Source organism: Variovorax sp. 54, from assembly GCF_002754375.1.
In the GTDB taxonomy this organism is placed as follows: domain Bacteria; phylum Pseudomonadota; class Gammaproteobacteria; order Burkholderiales; family Burkholderiaceae_C; genus Variovorax.
On sequence record NZ_PEFF01000001.1, the window covers coordinates 4,981,260 to 5,005,151 of the forward strand.

Below are 23,892 nucleotides of genomic sequence, written 5' to 3' on the forward strand. Positions count from 1 at the left end.
CTCTTTCATGCGGGCCGCAACGCGCCGACGATCGCGCCGCGCAGGCCGTGCAACAGGCGTTCGTGCCATTTCGGGTTCTGCACCACCTCGGCCCGGTAGAAGCTCGGGCACAGCGTGGCCGCATGCGCGTTCGCGCCGCACAGGCCGCAGCCCACGCAGCCGTCGATGACCACGGCCACCGGGTCGACCTTCAGCGGATCGGGGTTGTCTTTCAGCGTGAGCGTGGGGCAGCCCGACAGGCGGATGCAGGCGTGGTCGCCGTTGCACACGTCCTCGTCGACGCCATACTTCACGCGCACCACGCGCTTGCCTTTTTTCAGCAGGCCGGCGATCCACGGCTTGATGCGGCGCTGCCGCTCGAGCTGGCATTCGCCCTCGGCGATCACCACCTTCAGGCCGTTGAAGTCGCTCGTGAGCGCCTCGGTGAGCGTCTTGCGCATGCGCTCCACGTCGTAGGTGGTGACGGTGCGCATCCACTTCACGCCCAGGCCCGTGAGCGTGGCCTCGATGGTCTGGTTCTTGTCGACCAGGCTCTGCTGCTTGTCGACGGCGCGTTCCTTGATCTCGTCGTCGGGCGTGGAGATGATGTCCTGCGTGCCTGTTGCCGAGGTGTAGCCGTTCTTGAAGATCAGCAGCACCGCATCGTCGTCGTTGAAGAGCGCGCTCTGCACGCCCGTGAGCAGGCCGTTGTGCCAGAAGCCGCCGTCGCCCATGATCGACAGCGTGCGGCGGTTCATCATCGGCGCCACGCCCGCGCGGCTGGCCAGGCTCATGCCGTAGCCGAGGATCGAGTGGCCCATCGAAAAAGGCTCGAAGGTGCCGAAGGCGTGGCAGCCGATGTCGGCCGCGATGTGCACCGGCCCGGTCTCCTGCTGGGCGAGCTTGAGGGCAGAGAACACCGGCCGCTCGGGGCAGCCGACGCAAAAGCTCGGCGGGCGGTTGGGCAGCGGCGCATCGAGTCGGCGTGCCACCGCTTCGCGGCGTTCGCGGTTGCCCGCCAGCCAGGCCTGCGCCGACGTGGCGGCTTCGCTCGCGCCGAGGTAGCGCTCGGCAAAGGCCGCGAGGCCGCCCGACAGCACTTCCACGCCGTACTCGCCGGCCTGCGGCAGCAGGTCCTTGCCGTGCAGCGGCGTCTGGATGTCGCGGCGGCGCAGCAGGGTGGCAATGTCCTGCTCGATGTACTCGGGCTGGCCTTCTTCCACCACCAGCACCGCGCGCTTGCCCACGCAGAAGTCGGCCACCTGCTCGGGCACCAGCGGGTAGGTCACGTTGAGCACGAGGATCGGAATGTCGGTGTCGCCGAAGGCATCGGCCAGGCCCTGCTGCTGCAGGCTGCGGATCAGCGCGTTGTACAGGCCGCCCTGCACCACGATGCCCAGGTCGGGGTGGCGCCGGCCGGGCATCAGCTCGTTGAGGCCGTTCGCCACGATGTGGCGGCGCGCGGCGGGCATGCGCTCGTCGCCCTTGAGCTTCTCGTGGCGGAAAGTGACGGGCGGGTGCGCGAGCTTCATGTAGTTGAAGCCGGCCGGCTCGTCCATCAGCGCGCGTGTCGACACGGCGGGCGCGATGTTGTCCTTGCAGTCGAAGCTGCCGCGCACGTGGCAGGTGCGGATGCGCAGCTCCATCAGGCAGGGCATGTTCGACGCCTCCGACAGCTGGAAGCCCTGTTCGACCATGCGCACCATCACGCCCAGGTCGGGCCGCGGATCGAGCAGGCACATGCTCGACTTGAGCGCGTAGGCGTGCGTGCGCTCCTGGATCACGCTGGCGCCTTCGCCGTAGTCTTCGCCCACCACGATCAGCACGCCGCCGGTCACGCCGGGCGACGACAGGTTCGACAGCGCATCGGCCGCCACGTTGGTGCCGACGATCGACTTCCAGGTGACCGCGCCGCGCAGCGGGTAGTGAATCGACGCGCCGAGCATCGCCGCCGCCGAGGCCTCGTTGGAGCAGGCCTCGACGTGCACGCCCAGCTCGTCCATGTAGGCCTTGCCCTGCACCATCACGTCGAGCAGGTGCGACACCGGCGCGCCCTGGTAGCCGCCGACGTAGGCCACGCCCGATTGCAACAGGCCCTTGGTGATCGCGAGGATGCCCTCGCCGTGGAAGGTGTCGCCCGCGCCCAGGCGCAGCATTTCCACTTCCTTGCTGAATGAAACTTCCATCGTGTCTCGTGCTTCTTGTCGTGGGGAGAACGCGGGAGTGTGGGCGGGCCTGCGTCATACTTCAATGCAATGAGCCAGCTATCGAATATGAATGGCGTGCATATCGACGCGGTCGACCTCAACCTGCTGCGGTTGTTCGACGCCGTCTACCGCACCCGCAACGTGAGCCGCGCCGCCGAGGCGCTGGGCCTCACGCAGCCGGCGGCCAGCCACGGCCTCACACGGCTGCGCCTGCTGCTGGGCGACGCGCTGTTCACGCGCAGCCTCGGCGGCGTCGCGCCCACGCCGCGCGCCGAGCGGCTGGCCGTGCCCGTGCAGTCGGCGCTGGCCATGCTGCAGCAGGCGCTGAGCGAGCCCGAGCGCTTCGACCCCGCCGCCTCGCGCAAGCTGTTCCGCATCCACATGAGCGACATCGGCGAGGGTCGCTTCCTGCCCGCGCTGATGGCGCGGCTGCGCGAGCTGGCGCCGGGCGTGCGCGTGGAAACCATGCCGCTCGCGCCGGGCGACATCGCCACCGCACTCGACAGCGGCAAGGTCGACTGCGCCTTCGGCTTCCTGCCGCACGTGAAGGACACCCAGCGCACCCAGCTGCTGAAAGACCGTTACATCGTGCTGCTGCGCCACGACCATCCCTTCGTGAAGCGCCGGCGCAGCGGCCAGGCGCTGCTCGCCGCGCTGCACGAGCTCGACTACGTGGCCGTGCGCACCCATGCCGACACCTTGCGCATCCTGCAGCTGCTGAACCTCGAAGACCGCCTGCGCCTGACGACCGAGCATTTCATGGTGCTGCCCGCCATCGTGCGCGCCACCGACCTGGCCGTGGTGATGCCGCGCAACATCGCGCGCGGCTTCGCCGCCGAAGGCGGCTACGCCATCGTCGAGCCGCCGTTTCCACTGCGCGACTTCACGGTGTCGCTGCACTGGAGCAAGCGCTTCGAGGCCGACCCGGGGAACCGGTGGTTGCGGCAGGTGATCGTGGCTTTGTTCTCGGAAAAGGCCTGAGGCGACGGGTTCCGATTCATGTGGCGGTCAGGTTGGGCGTGCAACCATCGGGCTTGCGTTGTGTGTCGGGTTCGGGGTGCGATCGCGCCGACGGGGCACCTTGCTCCGCGAATGTCCCCCGCCTGCGGCCTCTCCCTTTATTTCGCTGCGCAAGGCACCCCATCAGCGTGATCGTTGTCAGCGGCGGTCGTTGATCGGCGAGCACCAGCAGCGTGCCCAGGTGCGCAGGGCACCGGGTGCTCCCCGCAGCGAAATCAAGGAGGAGCGAAGCGGGGGACATTCGCGGAGGGGAGTACCCGGTGTCCTGTGCACGCGCCCAGAAACAACAGCGCCCAAAAAAGCCAGCAGAACATGAAGAAACGCATCCCCTCCTTCCTGCGCCACGTCGGCCCCGGCGTCATCACCGGCGCGGCCGACGACGACCCGTCGGGCATCGCGACCTACACCCAGGCCGGGGCCCAGTTCGGCACCGGCCTGCTGTGGACCGTGTTCCTGTCGCTGCCGTTCATGGTGGCCATCCAGCTCGTGTCGGCCCGCATCGGCCGCGTCACCGGTAAGGGCGTTGCGGCCAACCTGCGCGAACACATGCCGCGCGGCTTTCTCGTCACGCTCGTGGCGTTGCTCGTGGTGGCCAACACCATCAACATCGCGGCCGACATCGCCGCCATGGGCGAGGCGCTGCAACTGGTGGTGGGCGGCCACGCGCACTTCCATTCGCTGATCTTCGGCGTGGTCACCGTCCTGCTGCAGGTGTTCGTGCCGTACCGCAAGCTGGCCCACATCCTCAAGTGGCTCACGCTCACCCTGTTCGCCTACGTGGCGGCCGTGTTCGTGGTGCAGGTGGAGTGGGGGCGGGTGCTGCACGACCTCGTCGTGCCCAAACTGCAGTGGAGCAGCGACTACTGGATGATGCTCGTGGCGCTTCTCGGCACCACCATCTCGCCCTACCTGTTCTTCTGGCAGGCCTCGCAGGAAGTCGAGGAACGGCGCCTGAAGGGCGGGCGGCGCGGCACCGACAAGCAGGTGCGCCACGACCTCGGGCGCGTGCGCATCGACACCTGGATGGGCATGACTTTCTCCAACCTCATCGCGTTCTTCGTGATGGTGGTCGGGGCCTCGGTCCTGTACGCAGGCGGCGTGCACGACGTGACCTCCGCCGCGCAGGCCGCCGAGGCGCTGCGCCCGCTGGCCGGCGACTTCGCGTTCTGGCTGTTCGCCGGCGGCATCATCGCCACCGGGCTGCTGGCCGTGCCCGTGCTGGCCTCGTCGGCGGCCTATGCCGTGGCCGAGGCCTTCGGCTGGGAAGAGGGGCTGGAGCGGCACTGGCGCGAGGCCAAGGAGTTCTACGCCATCATCGCCGTGGCCACGCTGGTGGGCACGGGGCTCGACTTCACGCCCGTCGACCCCATGAAGGCGCTGTACTGGAGCGCGGTCATCAACGGCGTGGTGGCCGTGCCGATCATGGCGGCCATGATGGTGCTGGTGACCCGCGAGAAGGTGATGGGGGCGTTCACCTCCGGGCGGCGAACCCGCTGGTTCGGCTGGGGCGGCACCGCGCTGATGGGCTTCGCCGCGCTGATGATGGGCTGGGACCTGATGCACTGAGAGGGGTGGGCGGGCGCGGTATTCTCGGGTGGCCGCCCTCCGGCGTTTCCGTTGCCCTGATGTCCCCCCGCATGTCCGTTTCTTCCTTCCCCTCCCACGCCTTCTTCCACCGCCTCGCGCGCCGTCGCGCGTGCTGACGGCGTCAGCGGTGCAGGCGGTGCTTTCCGGCGCCGTCCCGGTGCTCATCTTCATGGCCTGCGTGGGCCTGGCCACCTACGCGCAGAACCTCACGGGCTTTGCATTCAGCCTCATCCTGCTGGGCCTGGTGTCGGTGTTCGACATCGCCAGCGTGAACGACGCGGCCAATGCCGCGACCGTGCTGAGCCTCATCAACGCCTGGACCTATTTCCGCGCGCGTCCCGGCCCCGTGCCCTGGCAGCTCATGAAGCCCGCGCTCAACGGCAGCACCGTCGGCGTCATCGTCGGACTCATGCTGCTCGTGTGGCTCAGCGGCAGCGCCGTATCGTGGCTGCGGGGCCTGCTGGGCGTGTCGATCCTGATCTGCGCCGTGCTGCTGTTGCTGCAGGGCAAGCCGCTGCCGGCCGTGTCGGGCCGCACCAGCTTCGCCCTCATCGGCGGGCTCTCGGGCGTGCTGGGCGGGCTGTTCTCGGCCTCGGGCCCGCCCATCGTCTTCCACATGTACCGCCAGCCGCTGGACCGCGAACTGGTGCGCCGCGCGCTGCTGCTGATGTTCGCCTTCAACTCGCTCGTGCGGCTCGTCATCGTGGTGCCCACGGGCCACTTCTCGTGGCACTCGGCGCTGCTGGCCGGTTGCGCCATGCCCGTGGTCTACGCCGCCACGCGGCTGCACCATCGCCTGCCCAACAAGCTGCAACCGCGCACCTTGCAATGGCTGGTCGCCGGCCTGCTGTTTGCGGCCGGCGTGACGCTGCTGGCCACCGCCTGGACCGCCATCGCGCACGGCTGAGAACCGGCTGAAAACCCTCGGTTTCCGGCGTGGCCCGGGAATTGCAACGTCAATCCAAGGGTTTCCCCGGACGTGGCATACCGACCCTCACATACGCGTTATGGGCGTGCCCGTATGCAAGACCCCACGCAAGCCGCTAACGTCCATGACTGGCCCATGACGGGCCGCCCACGAGCCTGAAAAAGCATGAGCACCGAGAGCCGCAGTAATCCGATTCAACCGATCCGCTTCTTCCATCGCGGAAAGATCGTCGACGTCAGCGGGGTCCATCCGACCCGCTCCGTTCTCGACTGGCTGCGCGAAGACGCGCGTTGCACCGGCACCAAGGAAGGCTGCAACGAAGGCGACTGCGGCGCCTGCACCGTCGTCATCGGCGAGCTGGCCACCGACGCCCACGCACCCGGCGCGGTCGACGGCCTGCAGCTGCAGACCGTCAACGCCTGCATCCAGTTCCTGCCCACGCTGCACGGCAAGGCGCTGTTCACGGTCGAAGACCTCAAGGGCCAGTGTGCATCGCAGTGCAAGCCCAAGACGGAACCCACCGCCAAGCACGCTGTCCACCCGCTGCACCCCGTGCAGCAGGCCATGGTCGACTGCCACGGCTCGCAGTGCGGTTTCTGCACGCCGGGCTTCGTGATGTCGCTGTGGGCCACCTACGAACACCACCAGGCCGAGGGCACGCAGCCCACGCGCCAGCAGCTGGCCGACGACCTGTCGGGCAACCTCTGCCGCTGCACCGGCTACCGCCCCATCCTCGATGCCGGCCAGCGCATGTTCGACCTGCCGGCCGTGCGCCTGGACACCGCGCCCGTGGTGGCCGCGCTCACCGCGCTGAAGCACGACGGCCTGGACTACGCGGCCCCGCTCGGCGCCCGCATCGACCACTTCCACGCGCCCAAGACCATCGCCCAGCTCGCCGCATTGCGCGTGCAGAAGCCGGGCGCCCAGTTGCTGGCCGGCTCGACCGACGTCGGCCTGTGGGTCAACAAGCAGTTCCGCGACCTCGGCGACATCATCTATGTCGGCGACGTGGCCGAGATGAAGACGGTCGAAGCGCGTGCCGACGAGCTGTACATCGGCGCCGGCGCTTCGCTCGAAGCTGCCTTCGGCGCGCTGGTCGAGCGCGTGCCCAGCCTCGCCGACGTGTGGCTGCGTTTTGCCTCGCCGCCGATCCGCCATGCCGGCACCATGGGCGGCAACGTCGCCAACGGCTCGCCCATCGGCGATTCGCCGCCGGTGCTGATGTCGCTCGACGCGCAGATCGAACTGCGCCGCGGCGACGCCGTGCGCCGCATGCCGCTGCCCGAGTTCTACCTCGACTACATGAAGAACCAGCTGCAGCCCGGCGAGTTCGTGCAGGGGCTGGCCGTGCCGCTGGCCGCCATGCGCCGCCAGGTGCGCGCCTACAAGATCAGCAAGCGCTTCGACTGCGACATCTCGGCGCTGTGCGCAGGCTTCGCCATCGAACTGGAAGACGACGGCAGCGACACGGTGAAGGCCGTGCGCCTGGCCTTCGGCGGCATGGCCGCCACCGTCAAGCGCGCCGCCAACGCCGAAGCCGCGCTCGTCGGCAAGCCCTGGACGCAGGCCAGCGTGGCGACCGCCAAGCTGGCGCTGGCGCAAGACTTCAAGCCGCTCTCGGACATGCGGGCCTCGGCCGACTACCGTTTGCAGGTGGCGCAGAACCTGATCCAGCGCCTGTGGCTCGAAACCCGCACGCAGGACGCGCTGTCCCTCGAGGAAACCAGCGTCTGGAGCGTGATGCCTCATGTCGTTGCCAAGGTGGCGGCGGAAGGACTCTGACCATGAACAAACCCATCGACGCCCGCCTGCTGCAGCCCGCCGAGGCCTTTGCCGACTACCTGAAGAACACCGCCGCCCGCATCGACGTGGGCGCCGAAGCGCTGGCGCACGACCGCGGCATGCGCGTGGGCATCAGCCGCCCGCACGAGTCGGCGCACCTGCACGTGGCCGGCGAAGCCACCTACATCGACGACATTCCCGAACTCGCCGGCACGCTGCACTGCGCGCTGGGCCTGTCGCCGGTGGCCAACGGCCGCGTGACGGCGCTGTCGCTCGACGCGATTCGCGCCATGCCCGGCGTGGTCGCGGTGCTCACCGCCGACGACATCCCCGGCACCAACGACTGCGGTTCGATCGTCCATGACGACCCGATCCTGCTGCCCGTGAACGACGGCGGCCAGATCCGCTACCTCGGCCAGCCCGTGTTCGCCGTGATCGCCGAAACCCGCGAGGCCGCGCGCCGCGCCGCCGCCAAGGCCAAGGACGCGATCACCCTCGAGGCGCAGCCGCCCGTCATTACGCCGCAGGACGCGCATGCGCGCGGCCAGTATGTGGTGCCGCCGATGCACATCGTGCGCAGCGGCGGAGCCGCCAACGAAGGCGACGAGGCCGCCGTGCGCGCCGCCATCGCCAAGGCACCGCACCGCCACCAGGCCACGCTCGATGTGGGCGGCCAGGAACAGTTCTACCTCGAAGGCCAGATCAGCTACGCCATTCCGAAAGAGGGCGGCACGCTGCACATCCACTGCTCGACGCAGCACCCGAGCGAGATGCAGCACCTGGTGGCGCACGCGCTGCACCTGTCCTCGAACGAAGTGCATGTGGAATGCCGGCGCATGGGCGGCGGCTTCGGCGGCAAGGAATCGCAGTCGGCGATCTTTGCCTGCGTGGCGGCCATCGCGGCGCGCCAGCTGCAGCGCCCCGTGAAGCTGCGCCTGGACCGCGACGACGACTTCATGATCACCGGCCGTCGCCACTGCTTCTGGTACGAGTACGACGTGGGCTACGACGACGAGGGCCGCATCCTCGGCGCCGAGATCACCATGGTCTCGCGCGCCGGCCATTCGGCTGATCTGTCGGGCCCGGTGATGACGCGCGCGCTGTGCCACTTCGACAACGCCTATTGGCTGCCCAACGTGAGCATGCACGGCTTCTCGGGCAAGACCAACACGCAGAGCAACACGGCCTTCCGCGGCTTCGGCGGCCCGCAGGGCGCCATTGCCATCGAGAACATCATGGACTCGGTGGCGCGCGAATTGAAGCGCGACCCGCTCGACGTGCGGCGCGTCAACTTCTACGGCAAGGGCGAGAACAACGTCACGCCGTACCGCCAGACCGTGACCGACAACATCGTCCACGAACTCGTGGCCGAGCTGGAAGCAACCAGCGACTACCGCCTGCGCCGCGAAGAGATCGCCGCCTTCAACAAGAAGAGCGTCGTGCTCAAGCGCGGCCTGGCGCTGGCGCCGCTGAAGTTCGGCATCTCGTTCAACGTGAAGCACTTCAACCAGGCCGGCGCGCTCGTGCACGTGTACACCGACGGCTCGATCCTCGTGAACCACGGCGGCACCGAGATGGGCCAGGGCCTGAACACCAAGGTGGCGCAGGTGGTGGCACACGAACTGGGCGTGAGCTTCGAGCGCGTGCGCGTCACCGCGACCGACACGACCAAGGTGGCCAACACCTCGGCCACGGCCGCCTCGACCGGCGCCGACCTGAACGGCAAGGCCGCGCAGGATGCCGCGCGCCAGATCCGCGAACGCCTGGCCGATTGCGCGGCCACGCGCCACGGCGGCAACGCTGCCGACGTGCGCTTTGCCAACGACCAGGTCGAAGTGAACGGCCGCACGCTGGCCTTCAGCACCGTCGTGGGCGAGGCCTACCTCGACCGCAAGCAGCTGTGGTCCGACGGCTTCTATGCCACGCCCGGCCTGAGCTGGGACAAGGACAAGATGCAGGGCCGCCCGTTCTACTACTACGCCTACGGCGCAGCGGTGAGCGAGGTGGTGGTCGACACCCTCACGGGCGAATGGAAGCTGCTGCGCGCCGACATCCTGCACGACGCGGGCAAGTCGCTGAACCCGGCCGTGGACATCGGCCAGGTCGAGGGCGCCTTCATCCAGGGCATGGGCTGGCTCACCACCGAAGAGCTCGTGTGGCATCCGGCGAGCGGCAAGCTCACCACGCACGCGCCGAGCACCTACAAGATCCCGACGGCCAACGACTGCCCGCCGGTGTTCAACGTGCGCCTGTTCGAGGGCCAGAACGTCGAAGACTCCATTCACCGCAGCAAGGCCGTGGGCGAACCGCCGCTGTTGCTGCCGTTCTCGGTGTTCTTCGCGATCCGCGATGCCGTGTCGGCCGCGGGCGGGCACCGGGTCGATCCGCCGCTGAAGGCGCCGGCCACGAGCGAATCCATCCTCCGCGCCCTGACCGCGGTGCAGGCAGCCTCTGGCGAATGAGCACCGGCCGTGCTCGCACGGTCCGAGCGTCCTTCCGTTCTCCAAATGTTGCGCTGTATAACTGTTCGCACAGACAAGAAAGGTGTGAACAGCCATGAGAGACCAGGCGCTTTTCGACAAGATCGATCTTCATCTCATACGGGTGCTTCATACCGTGCTGACCGACCGCAGCGTCTCGCGCGCCGCCATCCGCCTGGGCATGTACCAGCCGGCCGTCTCGGCCGCGCTGAAGCGCCTGCGCGAGCTGTCGGGCGACCCGCTGCTGGTGCGCTCGGGCTCGGGCATGGTGCCCACCGACGCGGGGCTGCGCATGATCGAGCCCGCGGCCAGCATTCTTCGGGCGGCCGAGATGCTGTTCTCGGATGCGCGCGGTTTCGAGCCGCAGTCGGCGGCCACCACCTTCCGCATCGCGGCCAGCGACTACATGGACCCGCTGTTCCTGCCGCTGCTGGTGGCGCAGGTCAAGCGCGAGGCACCGCTGTGCCAGATCGAGATCCATGCGCTCTCGCCCGATTCGGACTACCACGGGCACCTGGCGCTCGGGCAGGTCGACCTGGTGATCGGCAACTGGCTCAAGCCGCCGGAAGACCTGCACATGGCGCGCCTCTTCGGCGACGAGGTGGTGTCGCTGGTCAACCAGGACCATCCGGCCGTGCGCCGCGGGTGGGACCTGGAAACCTGGCTGGCGGCCGAGCACATCGCGCCCACGCCCATGCACCCGGGCGGGCGCGGCATCATCGACCAGATGCTCGACGAGCTGGGGCGGCAGCGCAACATCACGGCGCGCTGTGCGCACTTCAGCCTCATTCCGGACATGGTGGCCTCGAGCCTGCTGGTGCTGACCACCGGGCGCCAGTACTGCGAGCGTTTTGCCGCACGGCTGCCCGTGAAGATCCTCGAGTGCCCGGCCGCGCTGCCGCGCCTCATGTACTACCAGCTCTGGCACGAACGCACGCATTCGTCGAGCTCCGCGCGCTGGCTGCGCGAATGCATCAAGGGCGTGGCGGCGTCGCTGCGGCCCGGCTTCGATGCCGCGCCTGCCACTGCCGCCCGAGCCCTGCCGGCTGAGCCGCTTTCCGATCCTCCCTGAGCCCTCCGTCGCGCCGGCGTCGCGACCGAGGCAACGATGAACAAAACCGCCACATACAACAGCTGGAGACAAGCGAAATGAACAGGTATGAAGAGGTGCCCAAGGCCACCACTCCCCGGGCCGCCGGGGCCACCGAGGCGGCGCCGTTGCGTGCAGCCACCGCACCGGCCAACGCCGGTCTGCTGGAACGCTTTTTCAAGCTGACCGAGCACAACACCACCGTGCGCACCGAAGTCATCGCAGGGCTGACCACCTTCCTGACGATGGCTTACATCATCTTCGTGAACCCGTCGATCCTCGGGGACGCGGGCATGCCCAAGGGCGCCGTCTTCGTCGCCACCTGCCTGATCGCGGCCATCGGCACGCTGATCATGGGCCTGTACGCCAACTACCCGATCGCCATGGCGCCGGGCATGGGCCTGAACGCCTACTTCGCCTACGTGGTCGTGCTCGGCATGGGCTACACGTGGCAGGTTGCGCTGGGCGCGGTGTTCATCTCGGGCTGCCTCTTTTTGATCGTGACGGTCACCGGGTTGCGGGAGCTGTTCATCGCGGGCATACCGCAGTCCTTGCGAACGGCGATCACTGTGGGCATCGGCATGTTCCTGGCGCTCATCGCGCTGAAGAGCGCGGGCATCGTCGCCGCCTCGCCGGCCACCTTCGTCACGCTGGGCGACCTGCACTCGGCGCCGGTGGTGCTGGCCACGCTGGGCTTTCTCGTCATCGTGGCGCTCGACCGATTGAAGGTGCGCGGGGCGATCCTGATCGGGATCATGCTGGTGACGGTGCTGTCGTTCTTCTTCGGCGGCAACAAGTTCCACGGCGTGTTCGACGCACCGCCGTCCATCGCGCCCACCTTCATGCAGCTGGACATCCTCGGCGCGCTCAAGGGCGGCATCCTGAACGTGGTGCTGGTGTTCTTCCTGGTCGAGATGTTCGACGCCACCGGCACGCTGATGGGCGTGGCCAAGCGCGCGGGCCTGCTGGTGCCCGGCAAGATGGAACGCATGAACAAGGCGCTGCTGGCCGACAGCGGCGCGATCTTCGCGGGCTCGCTGCTCGGCACCTCGAGCACCACGGCCTACGTGGAAAGCGCGGCCGGCGTGCAAGCCGGCGGCCGCACCGGCCTCACGGCCGTGGTCGTGGCGCTGCTGTTCCTGGCCTGCCTGATGATCTCGCCGCTGGCGGGCTCGGTGCCGGCCTACGCCACCGCACCGGCGCTGCTCTTCGTGGGCTGCCTGATGCTGCGCGACCTGGTCGAGCTCGACTGGGAAGACACGACCGAGGTGATCCCGGCGGCCGTCACGGCGCTGGCCATGCCTTTCACCTACTCGATCGCCAACGGCCTGGCCTTCGGCTTCATCACCTACGCCGTGCTCAAGCTGTGCACCGGCCGGGCACGGGAAGTGCATGCGATGGTGTGGGTGATCGCGGCGATCTTCCTGTTCAAGTTCGCCTACATCGGCGGGCACTGAAGCAGAGCGCCGTCGGGCGCCGATGGTCGCGGAAGCCGCTATTAAACTTATAGCTGCTTCCGCTTTGTTGCTGTTGAACGAGACAAACCCACGAAACCCGGCATGACAACCCCCAGACTCCAGCTGGCGCACATCACCAAGCGGTACCCCGCGGTGGTGGCCAACAGCGACATCTCCCTGGCCGTGCAGCCCGGCGAAATCCATGCCGTGCTCGGAGAGAACGGCGCGGGCAAATCGACCCTGATGAAGATCATCTACGGCTCGGTCAAGCCCGACGAAGGCACCGTCACCTTCGACGGCCAGGCGGTCAACCTGCGCAACCCGCAGCAGGCGCGCGCGCTGGGCATCAGCATGGTGTTCCAGCACTTCAGCCTGTTCGACACGCTCACCGTGGCCGAGAACGTCTGGCTGGGCCTGGACAAGTCGCTCGCGCTGGCCGAAGTGGCCCGCAGCATCACGGCCAAGGCCGGCGAGTACGGCCTGGACATCGACCCCGCGCGCCCCGTGCACACGCTGTCGGTGGGCGAGATGCAGCGGGTGGAGATCATCCGCGCGCTGCTCACCAACCCCAAGCTACTGATCCTGGACGAACCGACCTCGGTGCTCACGCCGCAGGCCGTCATCCGCCTGTTCGGCGTGCTGAACAAGCTGGCCTCGGAAGGCTGCAGCATCTTGTACATCAGCCACAAGCTGCACGAGATCCAGGAGCTGTGCACGGCCTGCACCGTGCTGCGCGGCGGCAAGGTCACAGGTGTGTGCAACCCGCGCAACGAGAGCACCGAATCGCTCTCGCGCCTCATGATCGGCAGCGAGCCGCCGCCGCTGCAGCACCGCCCGTTGCATGCCGGCGCGGTGGCGCTGCGCGTGCAGGGCCTGAAGCTGGCGCGTGAAGACCAGTTCGGCGTCGACCTGGACGGCATCTCGTTCGACGTGCGCGCGGGCGAGGTCGTCGGCATTGCCGGTGTTTCGGGCAACGGCCAGAAGGAACTGCTGTACACGCTCTCGGGCGAGGACGTGCGCGCCGAGCCCGCCATGGTGCGGGTGTTCGACAAGCCGGCCGGCCGGCTGCGCCCGCGTGCGCGGCGTGCGCTGGGCCTGCATTTCGTGCCCGAGGAACGGCTGGGGCGCGGCGCCGTGCCCACGCTGGGCCTGGCGCACAACCTGCTGCTCACGCGCAGCAATGCGGTGGGCAAGGGCGGCTGGATTCGCACCGCCGAGCTCGAAAAGCAGGCGCGTTCCATCATCGAACGCTTCAAGGTGAAGGCCGGCGGCCCGGGCGCGGCGGCGCGCTCGCTGTCGGGCGGCAACCTGCAGAAATTCATCGTCGGTCGCGAGATCGACGCCAACCCCAAGCTCTTCATCGTCTCGCAGCCGACCTGGGGCGTGGACGTGGGCGCGGCGGCGCTCATCCATGCCGAGATCCTCGCGCTGCGCGATGCCGGCTGCGCCGTGCTCGTGATCAGCGAGGAGCTGGACGAGCTGTTCAACATCTGCGACCGGCTGCACGTGATTGCCAAGGGGCGGCTGTCGCCCTCGATCGACCGCGCGGCGGCCACGCTGCCGCAGATCGGCGAGTGGATGAGCGGCCTGTGGCCGCAGGACCAACCGCAGCACCACAACAACAAGAAGAAAGAGGAGGGCGTCCATGCTCAAGCTTGAACCCCGCCCGGAGCTGTCGCGCTTCTGGAGCTTTGCCTCGCCGATCCTGGCGCTCCTGATCACCGTGCTCATCGGCGTGGCGCTGTTCGCCGCGCTCGGCAAGGACCCGGTCAAGGGCCTGCAGGTGTTCTTCTACGAACCGATCAAGAGCGGCTACGCCATCGGCGAGCTGATGGTGAAGGCCACGCCGCTGCTCATCATTGCGCTCGGCCTGGCCGTGTGCTTTCGCTCCAACGTCTGGAACATCGGCGCCGAAGGGCAGTTCGTCTGCGGCGCCATCGCGGCGGGCGGCGTGGCGTTGCTGGCCGACAAGAGCACCGGCAGCTGGATCGTCGTGGCCATTCTGCTGGCGGGCATCCTGGGGGGCATGGTGTGGGCGGGCATCGTCGCGTTCCTGCGCGACAAGTTCAACGCCAACGAAATTCTCGTGAGCCTGATGCTGGTCTACGTGGCCACGCTGATGCTGAGCTACCTGGTCTTCGGTCCCTGGAAAGATCCGCAGGGCTACAACTTTCCGCAGACCAAGACCTTCGAGGCGGTGACGCAGATTCCGCGGCTCATGAAGGGCTCGCGCGTGTCGATCGGGCTGATCATTGCGCTGGTCGGCGCGGGCGCGCTGTGGGTGTTTTTGTTCCGCACGCGCGCGGGCTTTGCGCAGCAGGTCGGCGGGCTGGCGCCCGCGGCGGCGCGCTATGCCGGTTTCTCGGCACGCCGTGCCGTGTGGATCGCGCTGCTCACCTCGGGTGGCGCGGCCGGCCTGGCGGGCGCGCTCGAAGTGGCGGGCCCCATCGGCCAGCTCACGCCGTACGTGCCCGCAGGCTACGGCTTCGCGGCCATCATCGTGGCCTTCGTCGGGCGGCTGCATCCGGTGGGCATGATCTTCTCGGCCCTCCTGATGAGCATGTTCTACATCGGCGGCGAACTCGCGCAATCGCGCCTGGGCCTGCCCAAGTCGCTCACCGGCGTGTTCCAGGGCCTGCTGCTGTTCACGCTGCTGGCCTGCGACACGCTCATCGCCTACCGCATCCGCCGCAAGGCCGGCGCCAAGGCCGCGACGCTGACCACGAGCTCGCTGCAGGTCAGCACGCCGATCACTGCGCCAACCGCGCCTGTCGCGCCGACCGCGCGCGCCACCGAAGGGGGTCTCTGAACCATGGAAAGCTACGCACTCCTGCTGGGCTCGACCCTGAGCGCGGGCACCGTGCTCGCCATCGCGGCGCTGGGCCTGTTGATCAACGAGAAGGCCGGCATCGTCAACCTCGGCGCCGAGGGCATGATGCTGTGCGCCGCCATCGCGGGCTTTGCGACGGTGGTCATCACGCACAACCCCTGGCTCGGCTTTCTGGCCGGCATGGCGGCCGGTGCCTTGCTCGCCGCGTTCTTCGGCGTGCTCGTGATCTGGCTCAACACCAACCAGTACGCCACGGGGCTCGCGCTGAGCCTGTTCGGCGTCGGCTTCTCGGCCTTCGCGGGCATCAGCTTCGTGCAGGCCAAGCTGCCCGAGAGCACGCCCTTCGCCATTCCCGTGCTGGCCGACATTCCGCTGGCCGGCCCGGCGCTGTTCCGGCACCACCCGATGGTGTACGTGGCCGTGCTGCTGACCATCGGGCTCATCTGGTTTCTGTACCGCACCCGCGCCGGCCTCGTGCTGCGTTCGGTGGGCGAGTCGCCCGAGTCGGCGCATGCGCTGGGCTACCCGGTGCGGCGCATCCGCTTCCTGGCGGTGATCGCGGGCGGTGCGCTGTGCGGGCTGGCGGGCGCGTACCTGTCGACCGTGTACACGCCGCTGTGGGTCGAGGGCATGGTGGCCGGCCGCGGCTGGATCGCGCTGGCGCTGACCACGTTTGCCACCTGGCGCCCGATCCGCGTGCTGCTGGGCGCCTACCTGTTCGGCGGCGTCTCGATGCTGGGTTTTCATCTGCAGAGCAGCGGCGTCGACGTGCCCTCGCAGTTCCTCAGCATGGCCCAGTACATCGCGCCGATCGTGGTGCTGGCGCTGATCTCGCGCAACCCCGCCTTCATCCGCATCAACATGCCGGCGTCGATGGGGAAACCGTTCTACCCCGGCTCATAATCGCGTTCTCGTTTTTTTGCCAACCCGTCCTTTTCTTCTGAGGATTTCGACAATGAATGATCTGAACAAGCGTTCCCTGCTCAAGCTCGCGGCACTCACCGCGGTGGCTTCGGCGGCCCTCATCGGCTGCGGCAAGAAGGAAGAGGCGGCCGCTCCCGCTGCACCGCCGGCACCGGCGCCCGCAGCCGCTCCGGCCTCTGCACCGGCCGCTCCGCTGAACATCGCTTTCGCCTATGTCGGTCCCGTGGGCGACGGCGGCTGGTCGTTCGCGCACGACAACGCCCGCAAGGCGCTCGAGAAGGAATTCGGCGACAAGATCAAGACCACTTTTGTCGAAAGCGTGCCCGAGTCGGCCGACGCCGAGCGTGTGTTCCGCGACTTCGTGGGCCAGGGCAACAAGCTGATCTTCGGCACCACCTTCGGCTACATGGAGCCCATGCTCAAGGTCGCCAACGACAGCAAGGACGTGAAGTTCGAGCATGCCACCGGCTACAAGACCGCCGAGAACATGCGCACCTACGACAGCCGCACCTACGAAGGCGCGTACATGGCCGGCGTGATCGCCGGCTCGATGACCAAGAGCAACACGCTGGGCGTGGTCGGCTCGGTGCCGATTCCTGAAGTGCTGCGCAACATCAACAGCTTCACGCTGGGTGCGCAGTCGGTCAACCCGAAGATCACGACCAAGGTCGTGTGGGTGAACGAGTGGTTCAGCCCGCCCAAGGAAACCGAAGCCGCCACCGCGCTGATCAACGGCGGCGCCGACGTGCTGTTCCAGAACACCGACTCGCCGGCCGTGCTGAAGACCGCCCAAGAGAAGGGCAAGCGCGCCTTCGGCTGGGACTCCGACATGACCGCCTACGGCCCGAAGGCCCACCTGGGTTCGGCCATCATCAACTGGGCGCCGTACTACATCAAGACCACGCAAGATGCGCTGGACGGCAAGTGGACCACCGGCCAAACCTGGTGGGGCGTGAAGGAAGGCGCGATCGACATCGTCTCGATCGCCGAAGACGTGCCGGCCGAAGCCAAGGCCAAGGTCGAGGAAGTGAAGAAGGGCCTGAAGGACGGCACCTTCTCGATCTGGAAGGGCCCGATCGTCGGCCAGGACGGCAAGGAGCTGATCGCCAAGGACGCGGTCGCCGACGACAAGTTCCTGTCGGGCGTGAACTTCTACGTCAAGGGCGTGGAAGGCAAGGTGCCGGGCGGCGACAAGAAGTAATCATTGGTCGATCGCTTCGGCGATTGCCACGAGAAGGGTCGTCTGCGGACGGCCCTTTTTTCATTCAGAAAGAGGGATTCACACCATGAAGCTGCAGAGGGTCATGGCGGCAGGCGCGGCACTGCTGGCCGTGTCGATGTCGTTCGCCGCACCGCCGACGTTCTCGAAGGAAGAGCAGCGCTTGCGCAAGGCCGTGGACGACGCGGAAATGTGCTTTCACTTCGCCGGCGAATTCAACGGCGACGGCTCGGCGCACGACAAGGAAGTGGCGCGCCAGCAGCGCCAGCATTGCGGCAAGGAAGGCCAGCAGCTGGTGCTGCGCGCCTACCGCAAGAACCCGCAGGACACGCGCCTCTACCCGGCGGTGCTGCGGCTGGACGGGCTGATGCCGGGGCTCACGTTGCCTGCGGCCGAGAAGGCCCGGCTGTGTGCCGTGGCCAAGACGGAACTGGCCTGCCCCTGAGCGGGCTTACTGCGCTGCTGCCTGCAGCTGCGCCGCCATCTTCTGGTGGATCAGGTTCACCGCCTTCAGCGGGCGCAGCATCACCTTGAACTCGGTGATCTGCCCGTCGGCGTTCCACTTCATCATGTCGACGCCGTTGATGGCGATGCCGTCCAGTTCAAGTTCGAACTCGAGCACGGCATCGTTCGGGCCCTGGAGCTCGCGCACATAGCGGAAGCTTTCGTTGAAGAAGACCTGGAACGCCGCGGCGAGGTACTGCTTCGTGATGGCCTTGCCGACCTGCGGCCGGTGCACCACGGGCGACAGGAAGACGGCGTCGTCGGCCAGCAGGGCATCGAGCCCCGCCACGTCGCGTGCCTTGGCGAGCCGGTGCCAGGTGGAAAGGGTGTCGATCGCCATGGGTCTGTCTCCTCGCGGGGTGGATGGAAGCACGGAAAACCCAGTCTAGCGAAGCACCTGCAGGCCCGTCGTCGCGGGCGCGACGGGGCCGGCAGGCGGCAGGCTTACGCGCCTTGCCAGCGCTTCAGCACCAGCGTGGCGTTGGTGCCGCCGAAGCCGAAGCTGTTGCTCATCACCGTGTCGACGGTGGCGTTCTCGCGCGTCGCGGTGAGGATCGGCATGTCGGCCACTTCGGGGTCGAGCGCTTCGATGTTGGCCGAGCCGGCCATGAAGTTGCCTTCCATCATCAGCAGGCAGTAGATCGCCTCGTGCACGCCGGCGGCGCCCAGCGAGTGGCCCGACAGGCTCTTGGTGGAGCTGATGGCCGGCGCCTTGTCGCCGAAGACTTCGCGCACGCCCTTCATTTCCATGGCGTCGCCGACGGGCGTCGAGGTGCCGTGGGTGTTCAGGTAGTCGATGGGCGTGTCGACGGTGGACATGGCCATCTGCATGCAGCGCACGGCGCCTTCGCCGCTGGGCGCGACCATGTCGTAGCCGTCGGAGGTGGCGCCGTAGCCGACGATTTCGGCGTAGATTTTGGCGCCGCGCGCCAGTGCGTGGTCGAGCGCCTCGACCACGACCATGCCGCCGCCGCCGGCGATGACGAAACCGTCGCGCTCGGCGTCGTAGGCACGCGAGGCCTTTTCGGGCGTCTCGTTGTACTTGGTGGACAGCGCGCCCATGGCGTCGAACAGGAACGACTGGGTCCAGTGCTCTTCTTCACCGCCGCCGGCGAACACGATGTCCTGCTTGCCCATCTGGATCTGCTCCATGGCGTTGCCGATGCAGTGCGCGCTGGTCGCGCAGGCCGAGGCGATGGAGTAGTTCAGGCCCTTGATCTTGAAGGGCGTGGCCAGGCAGGCGGACACGGTGCTGCTCATGGTGCGCGTCACGCGGTAGGGGCCGACGCGCTTGACGCCCTTTTCACGCAGCAGGTCGAGCGCTTCCATCTGGTTCAGCGTGGAGGCGCCGCCCGAGCCGGCGATGAGGCCGGTGCGCGGGTTGGACACCTGCTCTTCGGTCAGGCCGGCATCGGCAATGGCGTCCTTCATGGCCAGGTAGGCGTAGGCCGCCGCGTGGCCGACGAAGCGATACAGCTTGCGGTCGATGAGGTCTTCGAGGGGAAGGTCGATGGAGCCGGCCACCTGGCTGCGCAGGCCCATCTCGGCATAGGCCGGCTGGAACCGGATGCCGGGGCGGCTGGCGCGCAGGTTGGCGGAGACGGTCTCCTTGTCGTTGCCCAGGCACGAAACGATGCCCAGACCGGTGATGACGACGCGTCGCATGGAGAAACCCTCAGAAGTTGTCGGTGGAAGTGAACACGCCGACCCGCAGGCCCTCGGCGGTGTAGATCTGGCGGCCGTCGACGCTCACCGAGCCGTCGGCGATGGCCAGGTTCAGCTTGCCCTTGAGCACGCGCTTGATCTGGATGCTGTAGGTGACGAGCTTGGCGGTCGGCAGGACCTGGCCCGTGAACTTCACTTCGCCCGAGCCCAGGGCCCGGCCGCGGCCCGGCAGGCCCTGCCAGCCGAGGAAGAAGCCGACCAGCTGCCACATGGCGTCCAGGCCCAGGCAGCCCGGCATGACCGGGTCGCCCTCGAAGTGGCAGGCGAAAAACCACAGGTCGGGCGTGATGTCGAGTTCGGCCGTGAGTTCGCCCTTGCCGTAGGTACCGCCCTCGGCGCTGATGTGGGTGATGCGGTCCACCATCAGCATGTTCGGGGCGGGCAGCTGTGCGTTGCCGGGGCCGAACAGTTCGCCGCGGCTGCAGCGCAGCAGGTCTTCGCGGGTGAAGGCGTTTTGTAGGGTCATGCGAGTCGATCAAGAACGGCGCCAGGGCACAAATGCACGCTGGGCGCGGATTGGAGGGAACACACCCGATGCCGGGCCTGCCGGGGTCCAAGCCTATCGCATCCTGCGCGGCCCGATTTGACCCAGATCAGTTTGGGGGAAAAGGGGTGGGCAGCGTATACGTTTTCGGGAATGCCGCGCAGGGTGTCTGCCCTTATGCTGTGCGCGATCACAACGTCGATTTCCCACGCCCATGACCGATTTCAGCCGCCCCCTGTTCGACCCCAGCTTCGCGCAGCGCATTCCCGCCGAACGCCTGCCCGAGCTGCTGCGCGCCATGCCCAAGGCCGAGCTGCACATGCACATCGAAGGCTCCCTTGAGCCCGAGCTGATCTTTGCGCTCGCCCAGCGAAACGGCGTTTCGATTCCGTACGCCAGCGTCGAAGAGCTGCGCAAGGCCTACGCCTTCACCAACCTGCAGACCTTTCTCGACATCTACTACGCCGGCGCCAGCGTGCTGCTCAAGGAGCAGGATTTCTACGACATGGCCTGGGCCTACCTGGAGCGCGCCGCCGCCGACCACGTGGTGCACACCGAGATGTTCTTCGACCCGCAGACCCACACGGCGCGCGGCGTGTCGATGGACACGGTGGTCAACGGCCTGCATCGCGCCTGTGTCGATGCGCTGCCGAAGCTGGGCGTGAGCGCCTCGCTCATCCTGTGCTTCCTGCGCCACCTGAGCGAGGAAGAAGCCTTCGAGACGCTGGAACAGGCGCTGCCGTACCGCGACAAGTTCATCGGCGTGGGGCTCGACTCGAGCGAGGTCGGCCACCCGCCCGAGAAGTTCGCGCGCGTGTTCGCGCGCTGCCGTGAGCTGGGCTTCCACCTCGTCGCGCACGCAGGCGAAGAGGGCCCGCCGGCCTACGTATGGAGCGCGCTCGACGTGCTGAAGGTCGAGCGCGTCGACCACGGCGTGCAGAGCGCCAAAGACCCGGCACTGATGAAGCGGCTGGCGCAAGACCGCATTCCGCTCACCGTGTGCCCGCTGTCGAACCTCAAGCTGTGCGTGTTCCCCGACCTGTCGCAGCACAACCTGGGCGCGCTGCTCGAGGCGGGGCTGGTCGCCACCGTCAATTCGGACGACCCGGCCTACTTCGGCGGCTACATGAACCAGAACTTCACGCAGACCTTTGCAGCGACCGGGCTCGGCGTGCAGCACGCCTGGCAGCTCGCGGCGAACAGCTTCGAGGGCAGCTTCATCGACGCGGCGGCCAAGCGCGCCTACGTCGACCGGCTCAACGCCGTTTTCGCGACCTTCTGATTCGCCACGGCGATCCGTGGCACGAGCAGCGGCACCGCCACCAGCGCACACGCACTGGCCGCCAGCCACACGAGCGGCCAGCCCTGCAGCGTCAGCAGGTGCGGAATCGAGAAGGGCGTGACGAAGCACACGAGGAACACGCTGGTGTTCGCCATGCCCAGCGCGGTGCCGGCGCGCGCCGCGCCGGCCAGCGTGGCCAGCTCGGTGTAGGCCACGCCGTGCCAGGCGGACACGCACACGCCGCTCAGGGCCAGCAGCGCGATCAGCGCCCCGCGCAGCGCGGGTGATGGCGCCTCGGTGCCCGCCGCCATCACCAGCGCGGCCAGGCCCGCGAACAGCACCACGCTGAGCGTGCTGCAGGCCCGCAGGTAGGCCGGGCGGTTGCGGCGGCGGTCGGTCCAGCGACCGCTCCATACGCGCATCGCCATCGCACCGACCTGCACGAAGACCATCGCGGCGGTGATCGTGCCCAGGCCTACATGGCCGAAGTCGTGCAGGAACACCGTGCCGAAGGAGAGCACCGCGAACTGCGGCGCGCACAGGATGCCGATGCCGGCCACGATGCGCCACACGCGCACGTCGCGCAGCGGGCCGGTCTTCGGTGCAGACGCTTCTGCGTTGGCATGACGAGGTGCGATGGGCGGCTCGTGCACCCAGGCCCAGCTCATCGCCGCGCTCAGCGCGCACAGCAGCGCGAGCAGGCCGTACATCGCGGCAAAGCCGGAGTGCAGGGCGACGAAAGGCAGCACCAGCGCGCCGATGCCGCCGCCCAGCGGCACCGCCGTCTGTCGGATGCTCATGGCGAGGCCCCGCTCGCTGGCGTCGAACCAGGTCATCACCGCGCGCCCGCTCGCGCCGTTCACGCTGCCGCCGAGCAGGCCGACCAGCAACAACCCCGCACCGAGCACGCCAAGGCCGGGAATGTGGCCATGCCCCGGCGCGGCCCACAGCGCCATCGCCACCAACGCGATCGCCGTGCTGCCCAGGCCGGCCAGCAGCACGGGCCGGTCGCCCCAGCGGTCGGTCAGCAGCCCCCACGGCAGCTCGCTCACGGCGATGCCCAGGCCCATGAGGCCGAGCACCAGGCCGAGTGCGGCGTTGTCGAGCTGGTAGCCGGTGCGCATGAGCACGGCGGTCATGGGGATGCCGCTGAAGGCGACCGAGAAAGCCGCGTTGGCGGCGACGCCGGCGGCGAGCACCTTCCAGCGGTGGCGGGGTGAAAACACCGGGGAAGAAGAGGGCGAATGTGTCATGTTGCAGCGCAGTGTCCGTTGCTGCAAAGGTTTTGAAAATCAGAAAATAATGGGCGAATCGTCCCGAAATTCAGGACGATGAAAGAACCGACGCAAGGACTCCGCAATGACCCAGGTGATGTTCGATCTCGACGTGCTGCGCACTTTTTCCACCGGCATGGCGCTGGGCAGCTATGCGCGCGCGGCCGACAAGCTGGGCCGCTCGACCTCGGCCGTGAGCGCGCAGCTCAAGAAGCTGGAGGCGCAGGCCGGCACCGTGCTGTTCCGCAAGGAGGGCCGCGGCCTGGCGCTCACCGATGCCGGCGAGACGCTGCTGGCCTATGCGCACCGCATGCTCGAACTCAACGACGAGGCCAGCGCCGCCCTGCGCGGCGTCGACCTGCAAGGCTGGGTGCGGTTGGGCCTGCAGGAAGACTTCGGCGAGACGCTGCTGCCGGCCGTGCTCGGCCGCTTTGCGCGCGCACACCCCAAGGTGCGCATCGAGGCCTGCGTGGCGCGCAGCGGCGAGCTGCGCGAGCGGCTCGAGCTGGGCCAGCTCGACCTGGCGCTGGCCTGGGACGCGGGCGACCAGCCGCTGTCGCCGTACGCCGAGCGCGTGGCGCGGCTGCCGCTGCTGTGGATCGGCCCGACCGCGCCCGAGCGCGTCGATGCGCCCTGGTGGACCGAGCGCGAGCACCGCCCGGGCGTTCGCGCGGTCAAGAGCAAGGAGCCGCTGCCGCTCATCATGCTCGACGCCCCGTGCCCGCTGCGCGAGATCGTCATCACCGCGCTCGACCGCGCCGGCCTGCCGTGGCGCCGTGCCTTCGGCAGTGCCAGCCTGGCGGCGCTGTGGGCCGCGACCTCGGCCGGCTTGGGCCTGACCGTGCGCACGCCGTTCGGGCTGCCCTCGCACGTGCGCACGCTCGACCGCTCGGTGCTCTCGTTGCCCGCGCTGCCGCAGATCTCGCTCGTGCTGTACCGCGCGCAGGCCCGCGCCGAAGCGCCGGCGAGCCGGCTGGCCACGCTGCTGCTGGAGGCGGTGCGCCAGCACGCGCAGTTGCAGACGGTGCCACCGCGCTGACCCCGCGGAGCACAGGCCCTTGCCGGGGCCGGGGTCGCAATGCGTGAGAATCCGCCGCGAGAGACAAGACAAGCGCAAGAG

At 68.2% G+C, this 23,892-nt stretch carries 19 protein-coding genes; 14 read left to right on the forward strand and 5 right to left on the reverse strand.

Annotated features, from left to right (window positions below; genetic code table 11):
- Nucleotides 1-5: 5 nt before the first annotated feature.
- A complete protein-coding gene (locus CLU95_RS22875) occupies nt 6-2,165 on the reverse strand; it encodes a thiamine pyrophosphate-dependent enzyme (RefSeq protein WP_099795709.1) in 2,160 nt (719 codons plus the stop codon).
- An 87-nt stretch (nt 2,166-2,252) separates the two neighbouring features.
- On the opposite strand from CLU95_RS22875, the gene CLU95_RS22880 reads away from it, so the two are divergent.
- From CLU95_RS22880 to CLU95_RS22935, 12 genes are all read left to right on the forward strand, one after another.
- On the forward strand, nt 2,253-3,167 hold the full coding sequence (locus CLU95_RS22880; protein ID WP_099795710.1) for a LysR family transcriptional regulator: 915 nt from the start codon (nt 2,253-2,255) through the stop codon (nt 3,165-3,167).
- Nucleotides 3,168-3,518: 351 nt separating this feature from the next.
- Nucleotides 3,519-4,772, forward strand: coding sequence for an NRAMP family divalent metal transporter (locus tag CLU95_RS22885; protein WP_099795711.1), 1,254 nt, complete (start codon nt 3,519-3,521; stop codon nt 4,770-4,772).
- 130 nt (nt 4,773-4,902) lie between these two features.
- On the forward strand, nt 4,903-5,700 hold the full coding sequence (locus CLU95_RS22890; protein ID WP_257214701.1) for a sulfite exporter TauE/SafE family protein: 798 nt from the start codon (nt 4,903-4,905) through the stop codon (nt 5,698-5,700).
- A 186-nt stretch (nt 5,701-5,886) separates the two neighbouring features.
- Entirely contained in the window at nt 5,887-7,503 is a 1,617-nt protein-coding gene (gene xdhA, locus CLU95_RS22895) for a xanthine dehydrogenase small subunit (protein ID WP_099795713.1), read from the forward strand.
- Nucleotides 7,504-7,505: 2 nt separating this feature from the next.
- A complete protein-coding gene (xdhB, locus tag CLU95_RS22900; RefSeq protein ID WP_099795714.1) occupies nt 7,506-9,965 on the forward strand; it encodes a xanthine dehydrogenase molybdopterin binding subunit in 2,460 nt (819 codons plus the stop codon).
- 94 nt (nt 9,966-10,059) lie between these two features.
- On the forward strand, nt 10,060-11,055 hold the full coding sequence (locus tag CLU95_RS22905; protein ID WP_099795715.1) for a LysR family transcriptional regulator: 996 nt from the start codon (nt 10,060-10,062) through the stop codon (nt 11,053-11,055).
- A 77-nt stretch (nt 11,056-11,132) separates the two neighbouring features.
- Nucleotides 11,133-12,530, forward strand: a complete 1,398-nt coding sequence (locus tag CLU95_RS22910; protein WP_099795716.1) for an NCS2 family permease — start codon at nt 11,133-11,135, stop codon at nt 12,528-12,530.
- Nucleotides 12,531-12,632: 102 nt separating this feature from the next.
- Complete coding sequence (locus CLU95_RS22915) at nt 12,633-14,189, forward strand: ABC transporter ATP-binding protein (RefSeq protein ID WP_099795717.1); 1,557 nt, start codon at nt 12,633-12,635, stop codon at nt 14,187-14,189.
- A complete protein-coding gene (locus CLU95_RS22920) occupies nt 14,176-15,339 on the forward strand; it encodes an ABC transporter permease (RefSeq protein WP_099795718.1) in 1,164 nt (387 codons plus the stop codon). Before CLU95_RS22915 ends, CLU95_RS22920 begins: the two co-directional genes overlap by 14 nt.
- A 3-nt stretch (nt 15,340-15,342) precedes the next feature.
- Complete coding sequence (locus CLU95_RS22925) at nt 15,343-16,263, forward strand: ABC transporter permease (RefSeq protein WP_056574139.1); 921 nt, start codon at nt 15,343-15,345, stop codon at nt 16,261-16,263.
- A gap of 52 nt (nt 16,264-16,315) precedes the next feature.
- Nucleotides 16,316-17,485 (forward strand): BMP family ABC transporter substrate-binding protein, encoded by a 1,170-nt coding sequence (locus CLU95_RS22930; RefSeq protein WP_099795719.1) that lies wholly within the window; start codon nt 16,316-16,318, stop codon nt 17,483-17,485.
- 85 nt (nt 17,486-17,570) lie between these two features.
- Nucleotides 17,571-17,948 carry a hypothetical protein gene (locus CLU95_RS22935; RefSeq protein WP_099795720.1) on the forward strand — a complete coding sequence of 126 codons (378 nt, stop codon included), beginning with the start codon at nt 17,571-17,573 and terminating at the stop codon, nt 17,946-17,948.
- Between the two features lie 6 nt (nt 17,949-17,954).
- On the opposite strand, the gene CLU95_RS22940 is transcribed toward CLU95_RS22935, so the two are convergent.
- The 3 genes from CLU95_RS22940 to fabA all read right to left on the reverse strand — a co-directional run bounded on the left by CLU95_RS22940 (nt 17,955) and on the right by fabA (nt 20,198).
- Nucleotides 17,955-18,347, reverse strand: coding sequence for a nuclear transport factor 2 family protein (locus CLU95_RS22940; RefSeq protein WP_099795721.1), 393 nt, complete (start codon nt 18,345-18,347; stop codon nt 17,955-17,957).
- 104 nt (nt 18,348-18,451) lie between these two features.
- The gene (fabB, locus tag CLU95_RS22945; RefSeq protein WP_099795722.1) at nt 18,452-19,672 is read right to left on the reverse strand and encodes a beta-ketoacyl-ACP synthase I; all 1,221 of its coding nucleotides are present in this window, start codon (nt 19,670-19,672) and stop codon (nt 18,452-18,454) included.
- 10 nt (nt 19,673-19,682) lie between these two features.
- Nucleotides 19,683-20,198, reverse strand: coding sequence for a 3-hydroxyacyl-[acyl-carrier-protein] dehydratase FabA (fabA, locus tag CLU95_RS22950; RefSeq protein ID WP_056574156.1), 516 nt, complete (start codon nt 20,196-20,198; stop codon nt 19,683-19,685).
- Nucleotides 20,199-20,430: 232 nt separating this feature from the next.
- Here fabA and CLU95_RS22955 point away from each other — a divergent pair, with 232 nt between their 5' ends.
- Nucleotides 20,431-21,498, forward strand: coding sequence for an adenosine deaminase (locus CLU95_RS22955; protein WP_099795723.1), 1,068 nt, complete (start codon nt 20,431-20,433; stop codon nt 21,496-21,498).
- Here CLU95_RS22955 and CLU95_RS22960 read toward each other — a convergent pair.
- A complete protein-coding gene (locus CLU95_RS22960) occupies nt 21,459-22,751 on the reverse strand; it encodes an MFS transporter (protein ID WP_099795724.1) in 1,293 nt (430 codons plus the stop codon). The two genes, CLU95_RS22955 and CLU95_RS22960, sit on opposite strands and share 40 nt — an antisense overlap.
- A 106-nt stretch (nt 22,752-22,857) precedes the next feature.
- Here CLU95_RS22960 and CLU95_RS22965 point away from each other — a divergent pair, with 106 nt between their 5' ends.
- Complete coding sequence (locus CLU95_RS22965; protein ID WP_099795725.1) at nt 22,858-23,811, forward strand: LysR substrate-binding domain-containing protein; 954 nt, start codon at nt 22,858-22,860, stop codon at nt 23,809-23,811.
- Nucleotides 23,812-23,892: the final 81 nt, after the last annotated feature.